The following is a 21,867-nucleotide window of genomic DNA, read 5'->3' as shown; positions in this document are numbered from 1 at the left end:
CAGAGGCGATCACTGGATCAGGCCGAACTCTTTGGCCAGCACTTTGTAGTCCGCAACCTGCTTCTTCACGTAGGTGTCCAGTTCCGGGCCGGTCATGGCGAACGGGAACAGTTCACGCTGGTCGCGCAGCTTGGCGAACTCGGGGGAGGCCAGCAGCTTGTCGAAGGAGTCCTTCCACCAGGCATAGTCTTCATCGCTGACTTTTGGCCCGAGGTAGAAGCCGCGAACCACCGGCCAGACGATGTCGTAGCCTTGCTCGCGGGCTGTCGGAATGTCCTTCATTTCCGGCTCGTCCAGGCGCTTGTCGGAGAACACCGCCAGCAGGCGCATGTCGCCACTCTGGATGTGCGGCATGGAGTCGGAGATGTCGGTGCTGCCGACCTGGATGTGGCCGCCGAGCAGGGCGGTAGCAATCTCGCCGCCACCTTCGAGGGCAACGTAACGCAGGTCACGGGGGTTGATCCCGGCGGCCTTGGCGATCAGCGCGGTTTGCATCCAGTCCTGGCTGCCGACGGTGCCGCCGGAGCCGATCACCACTTTGCTCGGATCTTTCTTCAGTGCCTGGACCAGATCGTCGAGGGTCTTGTAGGGCGAATCGCTTTTCACCGCGATGGCGCCATAGCTGGTGCCAACGGCGGCCAGCCAGCGCACGTGGCTTTCATCGAAACGACCGAACTTGCCCTGGGCCAGGTTCAGCAGCGAACCACTGGACCAGGCTACCAGGGTGCCGGCATCGGCCGGACGTTGGGCGACCACTGCGTTGTAGGCCACTGCGCCAACGCCGCCGGGCATGTAGGTCACGCGCATCGGTTTGGTCAGCAGTTTTTCGTTGATCAGCGCGCTTTGCGCCAGTTTGCAGGTCAGGTCGAAACCACCGCCGGGCGAGGCCGGGGCGATGCATTCCGGGCGTTTGGGTTCGGCAAGCGCATGGCCGGTAAACAGCAGTACGCTGGCCGCGAGGGCAATTTTACGCATTGACAGGTTCATTCAAGTCTCCTTGGGAGTTGTTGTTATGGACGCACTGAATTACCAAAGGGCAACGCTATAGCTCACCAGCAGACGCACTTCATCGGCATCGCGAGCAGAGTAGTTGGAGCGGTAGGTGGCATTGCGCAGGCGCACGGCGACATCCTTGAGCGCGCCGCTTTGTACAACATATTTAATCTCGGAGTTGCGTTCCCACTCTTTGCCTTCGTCACCGTTCTTGAGCTTGATGTTGTCACCGCTCACGTAACGGCTCATGAAGGTCAGACCGGGGACGCCGAGGGTGACGAAGTCGAAGTCATAACGCGCTTGCCAGGAGCGTTCTTCGGCGCCGGCAAAGTCGTTGATCTGCACGAAGTTCACCAGGTACGGGTCGGCGCCATCCACATACGGGAATGCGCTGTCGCCGGACATGTGCTGGTAGCCCGCGCTGAACTTGTGGCCGCTCAAGGCGTAACTCACCAGGCCGTTGAGGGACTTGTTGTCGATCTTGCCGCCGCGGGCCTCGCCCTGGTCATCGCTGATGGCAAACCGCAGGTCGGTGCCAAAAGTGCCGGGGCCAAATGGCTGCGAAGCGATCAAACCGAGGAAATGCTGGTTGTAGACTTCATCGAGTTGCGCGAAGTGGTAGCTGCCGGTGATCTTGTCGGTGAGCTTGTAGTCCAGGCCGCCAAAATCAAAGTGCTTGCCGGCCACGGTGCCAGCGAAACGGCCGTTCTTGTTGTTGAGGGCTATGTCCTCGAAATCGGTGCTGTCGCGGTCCTTGGCTTTATCCAGACGCCCGCCGGTGAAAGTCAGGTTCTTGAGCTCTTTGGAGGTCAGCATGCCGCCCTCGAAGGTCTGCGGCAGGATGCGCCCGTCATTGGGCTTGAGGATCGGCAATTCCGGGATCAGGGTGCCGATTTTCAGCTCGCTGGCGGAGATTTTCATTTTGCCGGTCAGGCCGAGCTTGGAGTATTCGTCGACGGCGCGCCCATCGTCGGTCGGCAGCAGGCCGGTACCGGTACGGTCCGGGCTCGAATCGAGCTTGACCCCCATCATGCCCAGCGCATCGACACCGAACCCCACGGTGCCGTCGGTGTAGCCTGATTTCAGATTGAGCATGAACCCCTGGGCCCACTCGTCACGCTTGGACTGTTGGGCGCTGGTGCCGTCGCGAAAGTCGCGATTGAAGTACATGTTGCGGGTTTCGAAAGTGGCCGAGCTGTCTTCGAAGAATGCGGCCTGGCTCAACGGCGAAAAGCCGGCAAGGGCGGCAGCGCTGGCAAGCGCAGTGTGGCTGAAACGGGAGAGGCGGGCAGGCGCGATAGCCTGGGTCTGCAGGGACTGCATGGATGACTTACTCCGTTTATTGTTCTTATTTGTCGAAAACGCTTCGAGGCGTTTTTCGTATCGCTGTGTGGCTGCAGCGACGGCAGTCGAAACTGTCCGTGGCTGGACTGTAACGGGCTAACCTTTCGCTAACCTTTCAGCTGACTTTCACGGTTTTCGGGCTTCACAGCGGCGGTTGCGGCTGTAAACTTCGCGCCAGAGAATGGCGTCGACCATCCCGGAATGAGGTAAAGATCCATGCGTGTCCTGCTCGTCGAAGACCATTTGCAGCTCGCCGAAAGTGTCGCCCAGGCGCTCAAGAGCACCGGGCTGACCGTGGACGTTCTGCACGATGGCGTGGCGGCCGACCTGGCGCTGGGCAGCGAGGAATACGCCATGGCGATCCTCGATGTCGGCTTGCCGCGCATGGATGGTTTCGAAGTGCTGGCGCGTTTGCGGGCGCGGGGCAAGAACCTGCCGGTGTTGATGCTGACCGCCCGCAGCGACGTCAAGGATAGGGTCCACGGCCTGAACCTCGGCGCCGACGACTACCTGGCCAAGCCGTTCGAACTGACCGAACTCGAAGCTCGGGTCAAAGCCTTGTTGCGCCGCAGCGTGCTGGGCGGTGAGCGCATTCAGCGTTGCGGTGTGCTGGCCTACGACCTGGAAACCCGGCGTTTCACCCTCGGGGAAGAATTGCTGACCCTGACCTCCCGCGAACAGGCCGTGCTCGAAGCCCTGATCGCGCGCCCCGGTCGGGTGATGAGCAAGGAGCAGCTGGCGTCGCAAGTGTTCGGCCTCGACGAAGAAGCCAGCCCCGATGCCATCGAAATCTACGTGCACCGCCTGCGCAAGAAACTCGACGGTCAGCCGGTCGCCATCGTGACCTTCCGCGGCCTCGGTTACTTGCTGGAAAGCCGCGATGCATAAGCCCAGCAGCCTGCGCTGGAGGTTGCTGTGGAACCTGGCGCTGCTGCTGGTGGTGTTGATGCTGGCCAGTGGTTTGAGCGCCTACTGGAACGGACGCGAAGCTGCCGATACGGCCTATGACCGGACCCTGCTGGCGTCGGCGCGAACCATCGCTGCCGGCGTCTCCCAGCGCGACGGCACCCTCAGTGCCGACGTGCCCTACGTGGCCCTCGATACCTTTGCCTACGACAGTGCCGGGCGAATTTTCTACCTGGTCAACGACATCAATCAGAAGCTGATTTCCGGTTACGAAAACCTGCCCGCGCCACCGCCGGGAACGCCGCGCACCGATGACTATCCGGCGCTCGCACGTTTCTACAACGCCCAGTACCGCGGGCAGAACGTGCGCGTGGTGAGCCTGCTCAAGCCCGTGAGCGAGCCGAACATGAATGGCATGGCGGAAATTCGCGTGGCGGAAACCGATGAGGCGCGCGTCAGCATGGCCCGCAGTCTGGCGGCGGATACTTTGCTGCGCCTGGGCATGCTGGCAATCGGTGCGTTGATGCTGGTGTGGTTCGCGGTGAGTGCTGCGTTGCGCCCGCTGGAGCGCTTGCGCACGGCGGTGGAAGAGCGCCAGCCGGACGATCTGCGCCCCTTGCCTTTGGTGGAAGTGCAGCGCGAATTGTGGCCGCTGGTGCGCGCACTCAATCACTTTACCGAGCGCTTGCGTGGCCAGTTCGAGAAGCAGGCACAATTCATCGCCGACGCCGCCCACGAACTGCGCACGCCGCTGGCGGCACTCAAGGCGCGCCTGGAGCTGGGCCAGCGCTCGGCTGAGCCCGATGTCTGGCGCAGCACCCTGGAGACTGCCGCCCAGAGCACTGATCGATTGACTCATCTGGCCAATCAGTTGCTTTCCCTGGCGCGGGTCGAAAATGGTGCCCGGGCGATTGCCGAGGGCGGCGCGCAGTTACTCGACCTGAGTCAGTTGGCACGGGAGCTGGGCATGGCCATGGCGCCGTTGGCCCACAAGCGTGGTATCGCGCTGGCGCTGGAGGCGGATGAACCGGTCTGGCTGCGGGGCGAGCCGACGTTATTGAACGAGCTGCTGAGCAATCTGGTGGATAACGCATTGGCCCACACGCCGCCGGGTGGCAACGTGATTCTGCGGGTCTCGGCGCCCGCCGTGCTGGAAGTCGAAGATGATGGCCCCGGCATTCCTCTTGAAGAACGCGATCGGGTATTCGAGCGCTTTTATCGCCGCAATCAGCAAGTGGCCGGTTCCGGATTGGGGTTGGCGATTGTCGGTGAGATCTGCCGCGCGCATCTGGCCCAGATCAGCCTGCACGATGGCGAGCGGGCGGGGTTGAAGGTGCGGGTGAGTTTTATCTCCGGGGAGTAACACAACATCTGTGGCGAGGGGGCAAGCCCCCTCGCCACAAGGATCAGTAAAACATCGTGCGCGTTTCTTCCAGGTCGGCGCACATCGCCTTGTCGTCAAAATCGATTCCAAGTGCCTTGTAGGCCGGTACGTTCAACGCATCGGTACTGGCGAGCGGGTGATCGGTGTCCTGCAGGCAATACAGGCTGGCCACCTGTACCAGATCCACATAGTCGACCTGCGCAGACTGGCGTTTGAAGTTCAGGTATAGCCGCGGCACTTGCACCAGCATGTCGGGAAATTCCCAGACCCTGAGCAGTTTTTCACCGATTAGCGGATGAATCCGGTCGATCACATGGTTGAGGCTGACCGGGTCGGACAGCAGCTCGTAGTGATCTTCGGCGTAGGTCAGGATCGGCAGCACGCCGATCTGGTGCACCAGACCGCCAAGGGCCGCCTGATCGGGCTTTAGTCGGGTGTAACTGCGGCACAAGGCGTAGCTGACGCCGGCGATTTCCAGGCTTTTTCGCCAGACATCGCGCATTTTCTGTTCCACCACATCGGAGCGGGCATGGAAAATCTGCTCCATGACCAGGCCGATCGCCAGGTTACAGCTGTAGTTGATGCCCAGGCGGGTGATCGCGGTATGCAGATCGGTCACTTCCTGGGTCGCGCGCAACAGTGGGCTGTTGACCACTTTGATCAGGCGTGCCGACAGCGCGGTATCACGGCCGATCACTTTGCTCAGGGTACTGACGCTGACTTCCGGGTTTTCCGCGGCCTTGCGAATCTGCAGGGCCACTTCCGGTAACGTTGGCAGAACCAGGTCATCGTTATTGATGGCCTCAACCAAATCCTGTTGGACCTTTTCCGCCAGCTTGCTCATTTAGTCTCTCTAGGTGTCGCGCCAAGTACTGCCGTTATTGCTGGATTTCGCGGTCGCGGTCCAGTTCATAAGGCAGGTCGAGCAGCTGCAAGGACGGCCCTTCGAGCGCGCCCAAGTGGATGTCTCCACTTTCTGCTGCTTCGGCTTGCAACACAGCCAGGAGTTCAATGTTCTGTCCGGCGCGGGCCGCCAGCACCACTTCGCCGATGGCGCTGCCGTGGGTCGGGGAAAACAGCGGGGTACCCGGTTCAGGCAGTTCACCGGCAGCCAGTTGCAGGCGATACAGGCGGCGCTTGAGTTTGCCCAGGTACTGCATCCGCGCGACGATTTCCTGCCCGGTGTAGCAACCTTTCTTGAAACTCACGCCACCGACCGCTTGCAGGTTGAGCATCTGGGGGATGAACAACTCGCGGGTGCCGGGCATGACCTGGCCGATCCCGGCGCGGACCTGGCCCAGCAGCCATTGATTCAGATCGCCTTCGCTCAGCACAGCCGAAAGCTTGCCTTTGACCGCATCGGCTTGACCGGCGGCAACCCACAGTTCGGCACGATCAGGCGAGACGCGGATGGCGATCAGTCCATCGTTGCGCACGACGCTGTCGGTTTCTGCCGGCAGGTCCAGGCCGAGGCTGACCAGTGCGGCGTCGCCATGGTCAACGCCGAAGCGGACCCAGGCGGCACTTTCGTCGGTCAGTTTCGACTTGGAAAACACCGCGTATTTTTTCAGGTCCGCCAGTTGCGGTTCGAGCAATTCGGTGGCCATGGCCAGGACCACGCCGTCACCTTCGAGCAGGATGCGGAAACTCGATTGCATCCGGCCTTTTTGCGTGCAGCGGGCACCGAGGCTGGCCCGGGAATCGCTCAGGTAGTTGAGGTTGCAGGTCAGTTGGCCTTGCAGGAATTTGCTGGCGTCCGCGCCGCGGACCGCGAGAACACCTTCATGAGAAAGGGTGCAGAAAAAAGCAGAGTCGGCCATGGGTCATCGCAGGGTAAAAAGTCTGGTGGACATCATAAGGGGCCGCCTTCGAAATGGGTAGTTAACAAAGGCTCGACGGTGGCCGACCAAAGCCGACTGTTCGACGGGGCGCGGGCCTGTATACTTGCGGCCTATTTGAGGAGCGCTCCATGGTCGAAGATGTTGAACTGAACCGCCTCTACTGGCACAGCCGCCGCGGCATGCTTGAGCTTGATGTGTTGCTGGTGCCGTTTGTGAAAGAGGTTTATCGGCACCTCAACGAGGTTGATCGCGCCTGCTATGTCAGGTTGCTCGAATGCGAAGATCAGGACATGTTCGGCTGGTTCATGGAACGCAGCGAATCGGAAGATCCTGAGCTGCAACGCATGGTTCGCATGATTCTGGATCGTGTCCAGCCCAAGTAATGGGTTCGAATGCCGCTGGCATGCCTCACGGCAGTTGCTGGCGGCCTATCTTCTGGCCCAGCTGTTCGCGTTGGGTTCGTTGTTTTTACTGTCGATTCCGGTCTGGGTCAGCTTGCTCGGCGTCGTGCTGTGCGTGGTTCACGGAGTCTGGCTGTTGCCCCGGCAAATCCTGCTGACCCACCCGCAGGCCTTTTGCGGCTTGCGGCGCGATGCCGATGGCTGGCAGTTGTGGAGTCGTGCCAAGGGCTGGCAGCCCGTGCAACTAAGGCCGGACAGCCTGGCGCTGCCGTTGGTGGTGGTACTGCGTTTTCGACTACGGGGCGAGCGTCGGGCCCGGGCCATTTGCGTACCCCGGGATGCGCAGGCGGTGGATGTGCACCGACGCCTGCGGGTGCGGCTCAAATTCAGCCGACGTAGGTGGGCGGTACCAGAATAGTGTCCAGCGCGACCGGCAACATGTCCGGGTAGTCGAGGGTGTAATGCAGGCCACGGCTTTCCTTGCGTTCCATGGCTGACAGAATCATCAGCTCGGCAACCTGGGCCAGGTTGCGCAGCTCGATCAAGTCCCGGCTGACCTTGTAGTTGCTGTAGAACTCGTCGATTTCATCCAGCAACAGCTGCACGCGATGTTGCGCCCGTTGCAGACGCTTGTTGGTGCGCACGATGCCAACGTAGTCCCACATGAATCGCCGCAGCTCATCCCAGTTGTGCGCAATGATCACGTCTTCATCGGAATCGGTGACCTGACTCGCATCCCAGGCGGGAAGGGGCGTTGGCATCGGAACCCGGGGCAACTGTTCGAGAATGTCCGCGGCTGCCGAGCGGGCATAGACGAAACATTCCAGCAGCGAGTTGCTGGCCATGCGGTTGGCACCGTGCAGGCCGGTGAAACTGGTTTCGCCGATGGCATACAGCCCCGGCACATCGGTGCGACCCTGTTGATCGACCATCACGCCGCCGCAGGTGTAGTGCGCCGCTGGGACCACCGGGATCGGTTGTTTGGTGATGTCGATGGAAAATTCCAGGCAGCGTTCGTACACCGTCGGGAAGTGCGTCTTGATGAAGGCTTCCGGTTTGTGGCTGATGTCCAGATAGACGCAGTCGATGCCCAGGCGCTTCATTTCATGGTCGATGGCCCGGGCGACGATGTCTCGTGGGGCCAACTCGGCCCGTGGATCGAAGCGCTGCATGAAGCGCTCGCCGTTGGGCAGCTTCAGGTGGGCACCTTCGCCTCGCAGGGCTTCGGTGACCAGGAAACTCTTGGCTTGCGGGTGATACAGGCAAGTAGGGTGGAACTGGTTGAATTCCAGGTTCGCCACCCGGCAGCCCGAGCGCCAGGCCATGGCGATGCCATCGCCGCAGGCGCCGTCAGGGTTACTGGTGTAGAGGTAAACCTTGGCGGCACCACCGGAGGCGAGGATCACAAAGCGGGCGCCGTAGGTGTCGACTTCGCCGGTACCGCGATTGAGCACATAGGCGCCGAGGCAGCGATCACCTTCGAGTCCCAGGCGTTTCTCGGTGATAAGGTCAACCGCAACCCGCTGCTCCAGCAGTTCGATGTTCGGTCGTTTCCGGGCCTGGTCGAGCAGGGTGGTGAAAATGGCAGCGCCGGTGGCATCGGCGGCGTGGATGATGCGCCGATGGCTGTGACCGCCCTCGCGGGTGAGGTGGAACTCGAACCCGCCATCTTCGTTACTCGACTGTTCATCGCGGGTAAAGGGCACGCCCTGGTCGATCAGCCATTGAATCGCTTCCCGGCTGTGCTCGACGGTAAAGCGCACGGCGTCCTCATGACACAGGCCGCCGCCGGCATTGAGGGTGTCATCGACATGGGACTCAACGGTATCGGTGTCATCGAGAACGGCCGCAACGCCGCCCTGGGCCCAGAAAGTCGAGCCATTGGCGAGGTTGCCCTTGCTCAGAACGGCAATGCGCAAATGACCGGGCAAGGTCAGCGCAAGGCTCAAGCCGGCAGCACCGCTGCCAATTACCAGAACATCGTGTTGAAACTGTTGGCTCATTTCAGGATTCCGCTCAAAGCGACCCGGGTCGGGGGTGGCGCAGCTGGACTTTCGAGTCAATGCAGCCGCACTGCCCACTAGTATATAGAGGGGGGGAGCGGCACAATACCCGAGCTAGCATGGCATTGTGAAACTACCGTGACGCAAAACATCGGTCGCTTCGTCGGATGTTTTTCTGCCCGTTGGGCGCGAGAATGACTGTATCGCCGATTTAACAGTCTTTTTCCCTTCACGGTTGCACAATGTCGGGTTGGTACGGCTATAAATAATTGGAACTTTTGCCAAAGGGCCAAGATCAATAGACGGTTGCCTGAAACAAGGGACAGTGTCGGCTTCAGTGCCGGATTGCAGTTCGATCCTTGCTGAAGAATCCGATGACAAGATTATCCGCGCAGCCGGGTCAACTCGTGCTGCGCTTTTCGTGCGTGCCAAATCAGAGCCCGCAGGAAACTTGCCTGGAGGGGGAGAACTTTTGCGAAAAGCCCGAGTCTATGTTTGCAAGTCTGGTGGTTTACTTCTGCAAGCCTCCTCCGAGCTCATCGAGGAGTGTTCATGCTAACCCAGGAAGAGGATCAGCAACTGGTCGAACGCGTTCAGCGCGGCGACAAGCGTGCTTTCGATCTGCTAGTGCTGAAATACCAGCACAAAATTCTCGGGTTGATCGTGCGTTTCGTGCACGACACCCATGAAGCCCAGGATGTGGCACAAGAAGCCTTTATCAAGGCATACCGTGCACTTGGAAATTTTCGCGGAGACAGCGCGTTTTATACGTGGCTTTACCGCATCGCCATCAACACGGCGAAAAACTATCTGGTTTCACGCGGCCGTCGGCCGCCGGATAGCGATGTCAGTTCCGAGGATGCAGAGTTCTACGATGGCGATCATGGCCTCAAGGATCTCGAGTCGCCAGAGCGGGCTTTGCTGCGGGATGAGATCGAAGGCACCGTCCATCGAACCATTCAGCAACTGCCGGAAGATTTGCGTACGGCTTTAACTTTACGTGAGTTTGATGGTCTGAGTTACGAGGACATTGCGAGTGTCATGCAATGTCCGGTAGGCACCGTGCGCTCCCGGATTTTCCGCGCCCGGGAGGCCATCGACAAAGCCCTGCAGCCGTTGTTGCAGGAAAACTAAAGACAGCGGCGACAGCCAAGAGAGGAACGCCATGAGTCGTGAAGCCCTGCAGGAATCGCTGTCCGCAGTGATGGATAACGAAGCGGACGAATTGGAATTGCGTCGGGTATTGAATGCCTGTGACGATGTAGAAACCCGTGAAACCTGGGCTCGTTATCAGATCGCTCGGGCAGTGATGCACAAGGATCTGCTGCTTCCACGCCTGGACATCGCCGCGGCTGTTTCTGCTGCCCTGGCTGACGAAGCCGTACCGGCAAAAGCTTCCCGTGGTCCATGGCGCAGCCTGGGTCGTCTGGCGGTCGCTGCCTCGGTGACCCTGGCGGTGCTGGCCGGCGTGCGTCTGTACAACCAGGATGAGATCGCCGGTGTCGAACTGGCCCAGCAATCCGCTCAACCCGGACTGGCTGCTCCACAAGTAAAAGGCCCAGCCGTTTTGGCAGGCTACAATGAGAGTTCGGATGCTACTGGCCCAATGGCCAACGGCGTACTGCAAGGTCAGCCAGGCTGGCACGATCAGCGTCTGCCAGGTTACTTGCGCCAACACGCACAACAGGCTGCATTGAAAGGCACTGAGAGCGCTCTGCCTTACGCTCGTGCCGCAAGTCTGGAAAACCGTTAAGGAGGATCATGCGCGCCATACCTCTACTTTCGCTTCTGCTCAGCGGCTGGTTCATCGTTCCAGCCCAAGCCGGTGAAGCCCAGGACTGGTTGACCCGCCTGGGCCAGGCAGAGCAACAGCAAAGCTTTCAGGGTACTTTCGTCTACGAGCGTAACGGTAGTTTTTCTACCCATAACATCTGGCACCGCGTCCAGGATGGAAAGGTCCGCGAGCGTTTGATCCAGCTCGACGGTTCCGCTCAGGAAGTCGTACGCATTGATGGGCAAACCCAATGCGTCAGCGGCACACTGATAGCAGGGCTTGGGGACTCCCCGAACTCCGCCGCCCGTGCACTCGATCCTCAAAAGCTCAAGAATTGGTATGACCTGGCCGTCATCGGCAAGTCGCGTGTCGCCGGGCGTTCGGCGGTGATCGTATCGCTGACACCCCGTGATCAGCACCGCTACGGTTTTGAACTGCATCTGGACAAGGAGACCGGCCTGCCTCTGAAGTCCTTGCTACTGGACGACAAGGGGCGGTTGTTGGAGCGCTTCCAGTTCACGCAAATGGATACCGCTGACGTCCCTTCCGAAAAAGACCTGCAGGCCAGTAATGATTGCAAGCCGGTCAATCTCGAAAGTGACAAGGCCTCTGCCGTCAAGGCTGCCCAGGTCTGGCGTTCCGACTGGTTGCCGCCCGGCTTCGAGCTGACCAGCAGCACCGCTCGCAAGGATCCGCAGACCAAGACCCAGGTCAATAGCCTGATGTATGACGATGGCCTGACGCGTTTTTCGGTATTCCTCGAGCCGTTGAATGGCGCAACAGTCACCGACACCCGTACTCAGTTGGGGCCGACCGTTGCGGTTTCCCGGCGCCTGGCCACGGCACAGGGCGACATGATGGTGACTGTCGTTGGCGAGATACCGGTCGGTACTGCTGAACGGATAGCGCTTTCAATGCGCACCGACGCCGCTGCAACCAAGCAGTGAGCTGAATTTGAAATGTTTCGTGAGCATTTCAGTTTGCAAAAATCCCGTAAATTTTTTATAGGTCAGAGCCCCTCGGCTCTGGCCTTGTTTGTTGTTCCCGGAACAAAAATACCGGCGTATTGTTCCCGGTGTTCCTTGCTCCATATCGCTTAACCATGCTCGTTGTAACGGGAGCCGTATGTCGATACCACGCTTGAAGTCCTACCTTTCCATTATTGCCACCGTGCTGGTGCTCGGTCAGGCGGTCACCGCCCAAGCGGTCGAATTGCCTGATTTTACGCAACTGGTCGAACAGGCCTCGCCTGCGGTCGTAAACATCAGTACCACGCAAAAGCTGCCGGATCGCAAAGTCAACCAGCAGATGCCCGACCTCGAAGGCTTGCCACCGATGCTGCGCGAATTCTTCGAACGGGGCATGCCACCACAATCGCGCTCACCTCGTGACCGTCAGCGCGAGGCAACCTCCCTGGGTTCGGGTTTCATCATCTCTTCCGATGGCTATATCCTGACCAATAATCACGTGATCGCCGATGCTGACGAAATCCTCGTCCGCCTGGCCGATCGCAGCGAAATGAAAGCCAAGCTGATCGGTACCGATCCACGTTCCGACGTGGCGCTGCTGAAAATCGAAGGCAAGGATCTGCCAGTGCTCAAGCTCGGTAAATCCCAGGACCTGAAAGCTGGCCAATGGGTTGTCGCGATCGGTTCGCCATTCGGCTTTGACCACACGGTGACCCAAGGCATCGTCAGCGCCGTCGGTCGCAGCCTGCCGAACGAAAACTATGTGCCGTTCATCCAGACCGACGTGCCGATCAACCCGGGTAACTCCGGTGGTCCGCTGTTCAACCTCAACGGTGAGGTGGTCGGGATCAACTCGCAGATCTATACCCGCTCCGGTGGCTTCATGGGCGTGTCGTTTGCAATCCCGATCGACGTGGCCATGGATGTTTCCAATCAGCTGAAATCCGGTGGCAAGGTCAGCCGTGGCTGGCTGGGCGTCGTGATTCAGGAAGTGAGCAAGGACCTGGCCGAGTCGTTCGGCCTGGAGAAGCCGGCCGGTGCGCTGGTTGCCCAAATCCAGGACGATGGTCCGGCTGCCAAGGGCGGCCTGCAAGTTGGCGACGTGATCCTGAGCATGAACGGTCAGCCAATCGTCATGTCGGCCGATCTGCCGCATCTGGTTGGCGCGTTGAAGGCTGGCAACAAGGCCGATCTGGAAGTGATTCGTGACGGCAAGCGCAAGAATGTCGAATTGACGGTCGGCGCGATTCCGGAAGAAGGCAAGGAGCTGGATGCGCTGCCAAAATCCAGCATCGAGCGCAGCAGCAATCGCCTGGGTGTTTCCGTGGTCGAGCTGACTGATGAGCAGAAGAAAACCTACGACCTCAAGGGTGGTGTGCTGATCAAGGAAGTACAGGACGGCCCTGCTGCCATGATCGGCTTGCAGCCGGGTGATGTGATCACCCATCTGAACAACCAGGCCATCGGTTCCACCAAGGAGTTCGCGGACATCGCCAAGGCGCTGCCAAAGAACCGTTCGGTGTCGATGCGGGTACTGCGTCAGGGGCGTGCGAGCTTCATCACCTTCAAGCTGGCTGAATAACCCGGTTGTTGGTTGCATAAAAAACCGCCTCGAAAGAGGCGGTTTTTTTGTGTCCGGACCTTTTGTCGCCGGGGTGTCAGCCCATCATGTCCTTGATCATGCGCTCTTGTTCCATCAGCTCGCGTTGCCGCGCGTCGATCCGCGAAGACAGCGGGAAGTTGCTGCCAGCCCTGCGTTTGGCGAAGTCCAGTTGCTGAATGGCCTGTTTGTAGTCACCGACCAGCGCAAAGTATTCGGCGCGAGCCTGATGCAGGCCGATGATATTGCCCGACAGGCCGCGCGTCTCGGCAACCTGATACCACACGTCCGGGTCATCCGGGCGGGACTTGAGCAGGCTTTCGAGGGCTTTCTCCGCATCCGCAGTACGGTTTTGTTTGAGCAGCAGGTCGACGCGAATCTGGTTCAGCGGGTAGTTGCCAGAGTATTGGCCCATCAACCGGTCAACCCGGGACTGGGCATCCGCCAGGCGATTATTGGTGATATCCAGATCGACCTGAGCCAGGTTGTAGATGATTTCGTTGGGTGACTTGGCCAGCAACTGCTTGAGGTTTTCCCGTGCTTCGTTCAGTTGGCCGCCCTTGATCTGGGCGATCGCCAGGCCGTAGCGTGCCACGTCGTTTTTCGGGTTCTCGTCGAGCTGGGCGCGGAAGCGCTTGGCGCCAAGCCCCGGGGTTTCTTCATAGATCAGCTGTACGCGTGCGCGGATCAGTTGGTAGCGCATGCTGTCTTCGATACCGCCCTTTGGAAACTGTTCGGCGCGGTTGCGGGTGTCGGCGATACGCGATTCGGTGACCGGGTGGGTCAGCAGAAATTCCGGTGGCTTGGCATCGTAGCGGTACTGACGCCCCAGCCGTTCGAACATGGTTGGCATCGAGCGGGGATCGTAACCGGCCTTTTCCAGATTGAGGATGCCGATACGGTCGGCTTCCTGCTCGTTCTGGCGGGAGAATCGCCGCTGTTCCTGAATGGCTGCGGCCTGTGTGCCGGCAATGGCCGCGATCCCGGCGTCACCGCCACCGGCGGCTGCCAGCACGATACCCGCCAGCAATGCAGCCATCATGGGTACTTGCATGCGTTGCTGCGCTTCGACGCCCCGGGCAAAGTGGCGCTGCGACAAGTGAGCCAATTCGTGCGCCAGTACCGAAGCGTATTCGCCCTCGGTCTGGGCGTTGAGGAACAAACCACCGTTCACCCCGACGATCCCGCCCGGCGCTGCAAAGGCGTTGAGCTGCGGGCTGTTGATCAGGATGAATTCCAGGCGTCGGTCAGTGACCTGGCTGGTCTCGACCAGTCGGTAAACGCTGGATTCCACGTAATTCTTGAGCTGAGGATCGTTGAGCTGCGAAACCTGACTGCGCAACATTGCCAGCCAGGCGCGACCGAGCTGGTATTCCTGTTGCGGTGAGACAATGGCAGAACTGGCGTCGCCGAGTGACGGCAGGTCGTCGGCAAAGCCCGGTGAGGCGAGCAGGCAAGCGAGCGTCAGCAGGGTGGGGCGCAAAAAAGTCATGCACAAAGCCTTAGTCGACAAAGACCTTACTGTAGCCGGACACCGGCGTTGCGACCAGATATTCTAGGCAACACAACCACCTGACCCGGAGTGATGCAATGACCGACGCTGTAGAGCATGACGTTGAACTGGATGCCAGCGGCCTGAATTGCCCGTTGCCGTTGCTCAAGGCCAAGATGGAGCTCAACCGGCTGGCCAGTGGCGCGGTGCTCAAGGTCATCGCCACCGATGCGGGTTCGCAACGCGACTTTCGCACCTTTGCCCGATTGGCCGGTCATACCCTGCTTCGTGAAGAAGATGAGGCGGGTGTTTACCGCTACTGGTTGAAAAAAGCCTGAATTCGGCTGCGTTTACTCCTAAGGATTATTGATGTTCAAAGTGTTGCGCGACTGGATTCAGCGCTATTTCTCCGATGAAGAAGCGGTGGTGCTGGCTGTCCTGCTGTTTCTGGCGTTCACCGCCGTGCTGACCCTGGGCGGTATGCTGGCGCCGGTGCTCGCCGGGATGGTGCTGGCGTACCTGATGCAGGGGCTGGTGGTGACCCTCGAGCGCCTGCGGGTGCCGGGCGGGGTCGCGGTGGGGCTGGTCTTTGCGTTGTTCATGGGGCTGTTGCTGGTGTTTATCGTGGTTGTCGTGCCATTGCTCTGGCATCAACTGATCACCCTGTTCAACGAGTTGCCCGGCATGCTCGCCAAGTGGCAGTCGCTGTTGCTGCTGCTGCCCGAACGCTATCCGCATCTGGTGTCCGATGAGCAGGTACTGCAGGCCATCGAAGCGGCACGGGGTGAAATCGGCAAGTTTGGTCAGTGGGCACTGACGTTCTCGCTGTCGAGCCTGCCATTGCTGGTGAACATCATGATCTATCTGGTGCTGGTGCCGATCCTGGTGTTTTTCTTCCTCAAGGATCGGGCCATGATCGGCCAGTGGGTGCGCGGTTACCTGCCCCGTGAGCGGGCATTGATCACCCGGGTCGCCCATGAAATGAACCGGCAGATCGCCAATTACATTCGCGGCAAGGTCATCGAAATCTTCATTTGCGGTGGCGTGACCTACATCGCCTTTGTTGTCCTGGAACTCAATTACGCGGCGCTGCTGGCACTGCTGGTGGGGATTTCGGTGGTGGTGCCTTATGTCGGCGCCGTGGTGGTGACCGTGCCCGTGTTTCTGATTGCGCTGTTCCAGTGGGGCTGGAGCGATCAGTTCATATACTTGATGGCGGTCTACGGGATCATTCAGACGCTGGATGGCAACGTGCTGGTGCCATTGTTGTTCTCGGAGGCGGTCAACCTGCACCCGGTGGCAATCATCTGCGCAGTGCTGTTGTTTGGCGGGTTGTGGGGGTTCTGGGGGGTGTTCTTCGCGATTCCCCTGGCGACGCTGTTCAAGGCCGTGCTGGATGCCTGGCCGCGCAAGGAGCCGGAGGTCGCGCCGCTGCTTTAATTCACGAAGTGGATTTATGAGCTGAAGCGACGAGCCTCATCGCGAGCAAGCTCGCTCCCACATTGAACCGTGGATGCCCGGGCAACTCGGTCAACTGTGGGAGCGAGCTTGCTCGCGATGGCGTCCGAAAGAACGCCCGGAAATCAGGCCTTATTCAGAGCCTGGGCCGCGGCCAATACCGCATCAACATGCCCCGGCACCTTCACGCCGCGCCATTCCTGGCGCAGCACGCCGTTGGCGTCGATCAGGAACGTGCTGCGATCCACGCCCATGTATTCCTTGCCGTAGAGCTTTTTCAGCTTGATCACGTCGAACAGCTGGCAGATGGCTTCGTCCTTGTCGCTGATCAGCTCAAAGGGGAATTCCTGTTTGCACTTGAAGTTCTCGTGGGATTTGAGGCTGTCGCGAGACACGCCGAACACTTCGGTATTGGCGGCCTTGAACGCAGCGTATTGATCACGAAAGCCCTGCCCCTCGGTCGTGCAGCCCGGTGTGCTGTCCTTGGGGTAGAAGTAGATCACTACCTGCTTGCCTTTCAGGCCGGCGAGGCTGACGGTTTGCCCGCTGGTGGCGGGGGCTTGGAAATCGGCAACCGGTTGGTCGATGGCAACGGCCATGAAAGCTTCCTTACATTGGGTTCTGTGGGCGCCAGGGTTCGATCAGGGCATCGAGGTTCAGCGCGTCGGCAAAATCCAGGAACTGATCGCGCAGCCAGCTGATTTGCACGCCGGCTGGCAAGGTCACGGTAAACGTGGCGTTGAGCATGGTGCCGCCGGTCTGCGGAGCCTGATAAGTGTCGCAGGTGAGGTTTTCCAACTCGACATTGTGGTCCATGAAGAACTGGCACAGCTCGTTGATGATGTCCGAGCGGTAGGCCGAGCTGACATAAGCGACGTACGGCAGGGCCTGAGGGCGGTTTTCCAAGGCCGCGCTGCGCACCACGTTGACCGTGAACGCATGCCGCTTGGCCAATACTGGCAGGCTGCCTTCCAGGCGTGCCAGGGCATCCCAGCTACCGGAGATTTCCAGCACCAGGGCACTGCATTCGCCATGGCGGGTCAGGCGAGAGGTGACAACGGCGCAGCGGTTTTCATGGCTGGCGCGGCACAGGACGTTGGTCAGCTCCATGGGGTTGGCGCCGAGGGCACTGATAACAAGGAATTGTTCGCGAACTGTGGGGGTGGACATGCAGCATTCCTAAAGCGATGAGCGGTCGGTACGTCCAGAGGGCGTTTTGCCGGGGCGAGCCTGCGGATGCGAATTCAGAAACCCCCAAGCGGCAGGTCGCGACGTGCTCCGGCAGGGCGGGAGCGAGAGGCGGCAACGCTGGATCAGGGCTTGTGATGCCGTAAATGGAGGCTGAAACCCGGCGCGCGAGCTTGTCTGTACCGATCAAAGTCTGAAGGGTAGCGAAAACCGGCGCCAAGGGGAATGGCGGCAGCACAGTACTTCGCTTGTGCAAGCATCTTGGCGCCAGTACCATTACGGCTCTCTTTTTCCGGCAGGAGCGGTTTCATGATTGCGGGCAGTATGGTGGCACTGGTCACACCCATGGATGCACAGGGGCGTCTTGACTGGGACAGCCTCAGCAAACTCGTGGACTTCCACCTTGAAAACGGCACCCATGCCATTGTCGCCGTCGGCACCACCGGCGAGTCGGCAACCCTCGACGTCAACGAGCACATCGAAGTCATCCGTGCCGTGGTCAAGCAGGTCAACGGTCGTATTCCGGTGATTGCCGGTACCGGCGCCAATTCGACCCGCGAAGCCGTCGAATTGACCCGTAATGCCAAGGAAGCCGGCGCCGATGCCTGCCTGCTGGTAGTGCCGTACTACAACAAGCCGACCCAGGAAGGCCTGTACCTGCACTTCAAGCACATCGCCGAATCGGTCGACATCCCGCAGATTCTCTATAACGTTCCCGGCCGCACCTCCTGCGACATGCAGGCCGAAACCGTGATCCGCCTGTCCACCGTGCCGAACATCATCGGTATCAAGGAAGCGACTGGCGACCTCAAGCGCGCCAAGGCCATCCTCGACGGCGTAAGCAAGGACTTCATCGTCCTGTCCGGCGATGATCCGACCGCGGTCGAGCTGATCCTGATGGGCGGCAAGGGCAACATCTCCGTTACCGCCAACGTCGCACCGCGTGAAATGGCCGATCTGTGCGAGGCTGCCCTCAAGGGGGATGCCGAGACTGCACGGGCAATCAACGAAAAACTGATGCCGCTGCACAAGGACCTGTTCATCGAAGCCAACCCGATTCCGGTGAAGTGGGCTTTGGTTGAAATGGGCCTGATGCACGAAGGCATTCGCCTGCCGTTGACCTGGCTGAGCGCACCTTGTCACGAAACGCTGCGCACGGCCCTGCGCCAGTGCGGCGTCCTGGTTTAATTGAGGAAGTACAACGCATGAAGCGAATGGCCGGACTTTCCGCACTTGCCTTGATTATCTCCAGCACCAGTGGCTGTGGATGGATCTGGGGCCCGGAAGGTTATTTCCGTGACCGTGGTAGCGATTACCTGGAAGCGCAACAGACTGCACCGATGCAAATGCCACCGGATGTCCGTACCGCCAAGCGTCTGGATCCGCTGTTGCCGATCCCGCGCAACGTGGCCGATGACACCGCCAAGGGCGAATACATCGTTCCTCGGCCGCAGCCGCTGACCGCGGGTGCTGACGCCGGTGCCTACTCCCTGCAGAAGAGCGGCGGCTCCAGCTCCATCCTGGCGCAGAATCCGCCGGCTGAAGTCTGGCCCGTGGCCGTTCAGTTCTTCCAGGACAACGGTTTCCGTCTGGATGAACAGCGTCCGCAAACCGGTGAATTCACCACGACCTGGCAGCATTCCGATGAACTGTCTGCGGCCATGGCCAAGCGCCTGAGCGCGGCCGGCGTCAGCACGGACAGCGAAACCCGCGTGCGGGTGCGCATCGAGCCGGGCGTGCAGCGCAATACCAGTGAAGTCTATGTGGTCAGCGCCGAGCGTCCCGCCGGCAGCACCGCCGACGTGGCCTTCACCAACCGTTCGGTCAACACTGGCCTGGACGCGGCACTGGTCGACGACATGCTTGCGAGCATGAGCCGTATCTCCGAGAAGGGCGGTTCGGTCTCCATGCTGGCTTCGCGTGATTTCGACGCGCCAAGTCGTGTCAGCCTGAGTGAAGACGGCAGCGGCAACCCTGTGCTGAACGTCGGTACCGACCTGGATCGTGCCTGGTCGAGCGTCGGTCGTGCGCTGGAACAAGGCGAATGGCGTGTTGAAGACATCAACCGCAGCCTGGGCCTGTACTACATCAACCTGGCCGAAAAAGCCGAGAGCAAAGACGACAAGCCAGGCTTCTTCAGCAGTCTGTTCGGCAGCGCGCCGAGCAAGGAAGAGCTTGAGGCCCGCGCCGAGCGTTATCAGGTTCGCCTGAGCAAGGTTGGCGAGAACGTCCAGGTCACCGTAGAGAAAAACATCAACACCGTGGCGCCGGCCGATGTGGCGCGTAAAGTGTTGAGCAAGATTCAGGACAACCTGGGCTGATCCTATGCGTTTTGCCGTTCTCGGCAGCGGTAGTCAAGGGAACGGCACGCTGATAGCCAGCGCTGATACGTACGTATTGGTGGATTGTGGTTTTTCCCTGCGGGAAACCGAAAAACGCCTGCTGCGCCTGGGTGTGAGCCCTGCGCAGCTGAGCGCGATACTCGTGACCCACGAACATGCCGACCACGTGCATGGCGTGGGTTTGCTGTCTCGGCGCTACAATCTGCCTGTCTACCTCAGTCGCGGGACCTTGCGCGGGATGCGCAAACCTATTGAGCCCGCAGGCTTTCTGGCCGGCGGCGATCAACTGCAAATCGGCGACTTGAGCATCGGTGTCATTGCCGTGGCCCACGATGCACAAGAACCGACGCAATATGTTTTCAGTGACGGTTTACGGCGCTTCGGCCTGTTGACCGACCTGGGCTCGTATTGTGACAAGGTGCTGGACGGCTATCGGGACCTCGATGCGTTGATGATCGAGTCCAATCACTGTCGTGACATGCTGGCTCGCGGTCATTACCCGTACTTTCTCAAGCAGCGGGTAGGCGGTGAACTGGGGCATTTGAATAACCACCAGGCGGCATTCCTGGTGGCCGAGCTGGGCTGGAAAGACCTGCAACACCTGGTCCTGGCCCATCTGAGCAGCAAGAACAACCTGCCGCGGCTGGCCCGGCAATGTTTTGTCGACACCCTTGGGTGCGACCCGGACTGGCTGCAACTGGCCGATCAAGATTCAGGGCTCGACTGGCGACATATCGCCTAGCCCATCTACTTAGCAAGCGGAGCCCATCATGGAAAAACGTGAAGAACTCTACCGCGGCAAAGCCAAGTCGGTTTACAAGACCGACGACGCTAACCGCTTGATCCTGCTGTTTCGTAACGACACCTCGGCGTTCGACGGCAAGCGCATCGAGCAGCTCGACCGCAAAGGCATGGTGAACAACAAGTTCAACGCCTTCATCATGCAGAAGCTCGAAGCGGCCGGCGTGCCGACCCAATTCGACAAATTGCTGGGCGACAACGAATGCCTGGTGAAGAAACTCGACATGATCCCGGTCGAATGCGTCGTGCGTAACTACGCCGCCGGCAGCCTGGTCAAGCGTCTGGGTGTCGAAGAAGGCATGAAGCTCAACCCTTACACCTTCGAACTGTTCCTGAAGGACGACGCCAAGGGCGACCCGTTCATCAACGAATCCCACGTCGTGGCCTTTGGTTGGGGCACCGCCGAGCAACTGGTGCGCATGAAAGAGCTGTCGCTCAAGGTCAACGAAGTCCTGAGCAAACTGTTCGATGACGCCGGCCTGCTGCTGGTCGACTTCAAACTGGAGTTCGGCGTGTTCCACGATGGCTCCATCGTGCTGGGCGACGAATTCAGTCCGGACGGCTGCCGTCTGTGGGACAAGGCCACCGGCAAGAAAATGGACAAGGACCGCTTCCGTCAGGGCCTCGGTGACGTCATCGAAGCCTATGAAGAGGTCGCCAATCGTCTGGGCGTACCGCTTTAACCGACGCAAGCATCTGATAGCACAGAAATATTTCGCTTAGGGGGTTCGCTTCCTGCGAAAGTGTTGTTATGATGCGCGCCGTTGGAGAGATGCCAGAGTGGCCGAATGGGACGGATTCGAAATCCGTTGTACCTTCACCGGTACCTAGGGTTCGAATCCCTATCTCTCCGCCATTATTGAACAAGACGAAGCCCCTGAAGTGGTTAAACATTTCAGGGGCTTTTTCGTTTCTGTCGTATTGGTCGGGGAGGGCATTTCGTGTCCCGGCATTTTTGACGTGATGCCCGTCATGCTCTTGGGATCCCCTGGGTATCCATTTGCCGTAGGGCTTTCTCACCATTGTTGTATCTATATGTCCAGGTGATGTGGTTTGGGTTCGTTGCTGCCCCAGTGCTTTATATAGATGCTGGAGGTTCTCATGGTGGCGACCCGGGTGCTTTGGTAAGGAAGAAGAATTTTTAGGTGGGGGGTTGACCACGTATTTTAATACTGTATTATTCGCCTCCCGCTAACGAGCAGTTTGATGTGGCTCTTGGTTTAAGTAGTTGATTTTGTTGAAAAATCAGAAACTTTTAAGGTTGCAAATTGAAAAGATGCGCTGTAAGATGCGCACCTCGGTTGAGACGAAAGATCTTAACCAACCGCTCTTTAACAACTGAATCAAGCAATTCGTGTGGGTGCTTGTGGAG

22 protein-coding genes and 1 tRNA gene are annotated in these 21,867 nt (G+C 59.6%); 15 read left to right on the top strand and 8 right to left on the bottom strand.

Annotation, left to right across the window (positions count from 1 at the left end; all coding sequences use genetic code 11):
* Positions 1-9: 9 nt before the first annotated feature.
* The gene (locus AC1RS8_RS21480; protein ID WP_090453661.1) at positions 10-987 is read right to left on the bottom strand and encodes a Bug family tripartite tricarboxylate transporter substrate binding protein; all 978 of its coding nucleotides are present in this window, start codon (positions 985-987) and stop codon (positions 10-12) included.
* A 39-nt stretch (positions 988-1,026) separates the two neighbouring features.
* Positions 1,027-2,316, bottom strand: coding sequence for an OprD family porin (locus AC1RS8_RS21475; protein WP_154861749.1), 1,290 nt, complete (start codon positions 2,314-2,316; stop codon positions 1,027-1,029).
* A gap of 237 nt (positions 2,317-2,553) precedes the next feature.
* Here AC1RS8_RS21475 and AC1RS8_RS21470 point away from each other — a divergent pair, with 237 nt between their 5' ends.
* Together AC1RS8_RS21470 and AC1RS8_RS21465 are read left to right on the top strand one after the other, a co-directional pair.
* Complete coding sequence (locus tag AC1RS8_RS21470) at positions 2,554-3,225, top strand: response regulator (protein WP_007979804.1); 672 nt, start codon at positions 2,554-2,556, stop codon at positions 3,223-3,225.
* Entirely contained in the window at positions 3,218-4,606 is a 1,389-nt protein-coding gene (locus tag AC1RS8_RS21465) for a sensor histidine kinase N-terminal domain-containing protein (protein ID WP_489339935.1), read from the top strand. The genes AC1RS8_RS21470 and AC1RS8_RS21465 overlap by 8 nt, the downstream gene beginning before the upstream one ends.
* Positions 4,607-4,649: 43 nt before the next feature.
* Here AC1RS8_RS21465 and AC1RS8_RS21460 read toward each other — a convergent pair whose 3' ends face one another.
* Complete coding sequence (locus AC1RS8_RS21460) at positions 4,650-5,471, bottom strand: HDOD domain-containing protein (RefSeq protein WP_349733343.1); 822 nt, start codon at positions 5,469-5,471, stop codon at positions 4,650-4,652.
* Positions 5,472-5,505: 34 nt separating this feature from the next.
* Complete coding sequence (gene ygfZ, locus AC1RS8_RS21455) at positions 5,506-6,447, bottom strand: CAF17-like 4Fe-4S cluster assembly/insertion protein YgfZ (RefSeq protein ID WP_154909691.1); 942 nt, start codon at positions 6,445-6,447, stop codon at positions 5,506-5,508.
* Positions 6,448-6,596: 149 nt separating this feature from the next.
* Between ygfZ and AC1RS8_RS21450 the strand changes: the two genes are divergently transcribed.
* The gene (locus AC1RS8_RS21450) at positions 6,597-6,851 is read left to right on the top strand and encodes an FAD assembly factor SdhE (protein ID WP_057716026.1); all 255 of its coding nucleotides are present in this window, start codon (positions 6,597-6,599) and stop codon (positions 6,849-6,851) included.
* Entirely contained in the window at positions 6,835-7,287 is a 453-nt protein-coding gene (locus tag AC1RS8_RS21445) for a protein YgfX (RefSeq protein ID WP_489339937.1), read from the top strand. The genes AC1RS8_RS21450 and AC1RS8_RS21445 overlap by 17 nt, the downstream gene beginning before the upstream one ends.
* On the opposite strand, the gene nadB is transcribed toward AC1RS8_RS21445, so the two are convergent.
* Positions 7,256-8,872 carry an L-aspartate oxidase gene (gene nadB, locus AC1RS8_RS21440; protein WP_057716024.1) on the bottom strand — a complete coding sequence of 539 codons (1,617 nt, stop codon included), beginning with the start codon at positions 8,870-8,872 and terminating at the stop codon, positions 7,256-7,258. The genes AC1RS8_RS21445 and nadB overlap by 32 nt on opposite strands.
* A 552-nt stretch (positions 8,873-9,424) precedes the next feature.
* On the opposite strand from nadB, the gene rpoE reads away from it, so the two are divergent.
* From rpoE to AC1RS8_RS21420, 4 genes are all read left to right on the top strand, one after another.
* The gene (gene rpoE, locus AC1RS8_RS21435) at positions 9,425-10,006 is read left to right on the top strand and encodes an RNA polymerase sigma factor RpoE/AlgU (RefSeq protein ID WP_003172477.1); all 582 of its coding nucleotides are present in this window, start codon (positions 9,425-9,427) and stop codon (positions 10,004-10,006) included.
* Positions 10,007-10,037: 31 nt separating this feature from the next.
* On the top strand, positions 10,038-10,625 hold the full coding sequence (locus tag AC1RS8_RS21430; protein ID WP_057716023.1) for a sigma-E factor negative regulatory protein: 588 nt from the start codon (positions 10,038-10,040) through the stop codon (positions 10,623-10,625).
* An 8-nt stretch (positions 10,626-10,633) separates the two neighbouring features.
* Positions 10,634-11,593 carry a MucB/RseB C-terminal domain-containing protein gene (locus AC1RS8_RS21425; RefSeq protein ID WP_489339938.1) on the top strand — a complete coding sequence of 320 codons (960 nt, stop codon included), beginning with the start codon at positions 10,634-10,636 and terminating at the stop codon, positions 11,591-11,593.
* A gap of 178 nt (positions 11,594-11,771) precedes the next feature.
* The gene (locus AC1RS8_RS21420; protein WP_090453675.1) at positions 11,772-13,196 is read left to right on the top strand and encodes a DegQ family serine endoprotease; all 1,425 of its coding nucleotides are present in this window, start codon (positions 11,772-11,774) and stop codon (positions 13,194-13,196) included.
* 76 nt (positions 13,197-13,272) lie between these two features.
* Here the strand turns inward: AC1RS8_RS21420 and AC1RS8_RS21415 are convergent, their stop codons facing one another.
* Entirely contained in the window at positions 13,273-14,706 is a 1,434-nt protein-coding gene (locus AC1RS8_RS21415) for a M48 family metalloprotease (RefSeq protein WP_057716020.1), read from the bottom strand.
* Positions 14,707-14,804: 98 nt separating this feature from the next.
* On the opposite strand from AC1RS8_RS21415, the gene AC1RS8_RS21410 reads away from it, so the two are divergent.
* Together AC1RS8_RS21410 and AC1RS8_RS21405 are read left to right on the top strand one after the other, a co-directional pair.
* On the top strand, positions 14,805-15,044 hold the full coding sequence (locus tag AC1RS8_RS21410) for a sulfurtransferase TusA family protein (protein ID WP_007979782.1): 240 nt from the start codon (positions 14,805-14,807) through the stop codon (positions 15,042-15,044).
* A gap of 31 nt (positions 15,045-15,075) precedes the next feature.
* Positions 15,076-16,146, top strand: a complete 1,071-nt coding sequence (locus AC1RS8_RS21405) for an AI-2E family transporter (RefSeq protein ID WP_057716019.1) — start codon at positions 15,076-15,078, stop codon at positions 16,144-16,146.
* Between the two features lie 143 nt (positions 16,147-16,289).
* On the opposite strand, the gene AC1RS8_RS21400 is transcribed toward AC1RS8_RS21405, so the two are convergent.
* Both AC1RS8_RS21400 and AC1RS8_RS21395 read right to left on the bottom strand, forming a co-directional pair.
* Positions 16,290-16,763, bottom strand: a complete 474-nt coding sequence (locus AC1RS8_RS21400; RefSeq protein ID WP_057716018.1) for a peroxiredoxin — start codon at positions 16,761-16,763, stop codon at positions 16,290-16,292.
* A gap of 10 nt (positions 16,764-16,773) precedes the next feature.
* On the bottom strand, positions 16,774-17,334 hold the full coding sequence (locus AC1RS8_RS21395) for a glycine cleavage system transcriptional repressor (protein ID WP_007979776.1): 561 nt from the start codon (positions 17,332-17,334) through the stop codon (positions 16,774-16,776).
* Between the two features lie 327 nt (positions 17,335-17,661).
* Between AC1RS8_RS21395 and dapA the strand changes: the two genes are divergently transcribed.
* The 5 genes from dapA (at position 17,662) to AC1RS8_RS21370 (ending at position 21,351) form a co-directional block, all read left to right on the top strand.
* On the top strand, positions 17,662-18,540 hold the full coding sequence (gene dapA, locus AC1RS8_RS21390; protein ID WP_057716017.1) for a 4-hydroxy-tetrahydrodipicolinate synthase: 879 nt from the start codon (positions 17,662-17,664) through the stop codon (positions 18,538-18,540).
* Between the two features lie 17 nt (positions 18,541-18,557).
* Entirely contained in the window at positions 18,558-19,673 is a 1,116-nt protein-coding gene (gene bamC, locus AC1RS8_RS21385; RefSeq protein ID WP_057716016.1) for an NlpB/DapX family lipoprotein, read from the top strand.
* A gap of 4 nt (positions 19,674-19,677) precedes the next feature.
* The gene (locus AC1RS8_RS21380) at positions 19,678-20,436 is read left to right on the top strand and encodes an MBL fold metallo-hydrolase (RefSeq protein WP_489339939.1); all 759 of its coding nucleotides are present in this window, start codon (positions 19,678-19,680) and stop codon (positions 20,434-20,436) included.
* A 28-nt stretch (positions 20,437-20,464) separates the two neighbouring features.
* Positions 20,465-21,178, top strand: coding sequence for a phosphoribosylaminoimidazolesuccinocarboxamide synthase (purC, locus tag AC1RS8_RS21375; RefSeq protein ID WP_007944067.1), 714 nt, complete (start codon positions 20,465-20,467; stop codon positions 21,176-21,178).
* Positions 21,179-21,261: 83 nt separating this feature from the next.
* A tRNA-Ser gene (locus AC1RS8_RS21370) sits at positions 21,262-21,351 on the top strand.
* The last annotated feature ends 516 nt before the right edge of the window (positions 21,352-21,867 follow it).

This window comes from Pseudomonas sp. GW821-FHT12A04, assembly GCF_058807755.1.
This window is presented reverse-complemented; position numbering and strand designations above follow the sequence as displayed.

What these genes read in the sequence shown, in the direction of transcription:
- AC1RS8_RS21480 (WP_090453661.1), bottom strand. Translation starts at nt 987, where the DNA reads ATGAACCTGTCAATGCGTAAAATTGCCCTCGCGGCCAGCGTACTGCTG.
- AC1RS8_RS21475 (WP_154861749.1), bottom strand. Translation starts at nt 2,316, where the DNA reads ATGCAGTCCCTGCAGACCCAGGCTATCGCGCCTGCCCGCCTCTCCCGT.
- AC1RS8_RS21470 (WP_007979804.1), top strand. Translation starts at nt 2,554, where the DNA reads ATGCGTGTCCTGCTCGTCGAAGACCATTTGCAGCTCGCCGAAAGTGTC.
- AC1RS8_RS21465 (WP_489339935.1), top strand. Translation starts at nt 3,218, where the DNA reads ATGCATAAGCCCAGCAGCCTGCGCTGGAGGTTGCTGTGGAACCTGGCG.
- AC1RS8_RS21460 (WP_349733343.1), bottom strand. Translation starts at nt 5,471, where the DNA reads ATGAGCAAGCTGGCGGAAAAGGTCCAACAGGATTTGGTTGAGGCCATC.
- ygfZ (WP_154909691.1), bottom strand. Translation starts at nt 6,447, where the DNA reads ATGGCCGACTCTGCTTTTTTCTGCACCCTTTCTCATGAAGGTGTTCTC.
- AC1RS8_RS21450 (WP_057716026.1), top strand. Translation starts at nt 6,597, where the DNA reads ATGGTCGAAGATGTTGAACTGAACCGCCTCTACTGGCACAGCCGCCGC.
- nadB (WP_057716024.1), bottom strand. Translation starts at nt 8,872, where the DNA reads ATGAGCCAACAGTTTCAACACGATGTTCTGGTAATTGGCAGCGGTGCT.
- rpoE (WP_003172477.1), top strand. Translation starts at nt 9,425, where the DNA reads ATGCTAACCCAGGAAGAGGATCAGCAACTGGTCGAACGCGTTCAGCGC.
- AC1RS8_RS21430 (WP_057716023.1), top strand. Translation starts at nt 10,038, where the DNA reads ATGAGTCGTGAAGCCCTGCAGGAATCGCTGTCCGCAGTGATGGATAAC.
- AC1RS8_RS21425 (WP_489339938.1), top strand. Translation starts at nt 10,634, where the DNA reads ATGCGCGCCATACCTCTACTTTCGCTTCTGCTCAGCGGCTGGTTCATC.
- AC1RS8_RS21420 (WP_090453675.1), top strand. Translation starts at nt 11,772, where the DNA reads ATGTCGATACCACGCTTGAAGTCCTACCTTTCCATTATTGCCACCGTG.
- AC1RS8_RS21415 (WP_057716020.1), bottom strand. Translation starts at nt 14,706, where the DNA reads ATGACTTTTTTGCGCCCCACCCTGCTGACGCTCGCTTGCCTGCTCGCC.
- AC1RS8_RS21410 (WP_007979782.1), top strand. Translation starts at nt 14,805, where the DNA reads ATGACCGACGCTGTAGAGCATGACGTTGAACTGGATGCCAGCGGCCTG.
- AC1RS8_RS21405 (WP_057716019.1), top strand. Translation starts at nt 15,076, where the DNA reads ATGTTCAAAGTGTTGCGCGACTGGATTCAGCGCTATTTCTCCGATGAA.
- AC1RS8_RS21400 (WP_057716018.1), bottom strand. Translation starts at nt 16,763, where the DNA reads ATGGCCGTTGCCATCGACCAACCGGTTGCCGATTTCCAAGCCCCCGCC.
- AC1RS8_RS21395 (WP_007979776.1), bottom strand. Translation starts at nt 17,334, where the DNA reads ATGTCCACCCCCACAGTTCGCGAACAATTCCTTGTTATCAGTGCCCTC.
- dapA (WP_057716017.1), top strand. Translation starts at nt 17,662, where the DNA reads ATGATTGCGGGCAGTATGGTGGCACTGGTCACACCCATGGATGCACAG.
- bamC (WP_057716016.1), top strand. Translation starts at nt 18,558, where the DNA reads ATGAAGCGAATGGCCGGACTTTCCGCACTTGCCTTGATTATCTCCAGC.
- AC1RS8_RS21380 (WP_489339939.1), top strand. Translation starts at nt 19,678, where the DNA reads ATGCGTTTTGCCGTTCTCGGCAGCGGTAGTCAAGGGAACGGCACGCTG.
- purC (WP_007944067.1), top strand. Translation starts at nt 20,465, where the DNA reads ATGGAAAAACGTGAAGAACTCTACCGCGGCAAAGCCAAGTCGGTTTAC.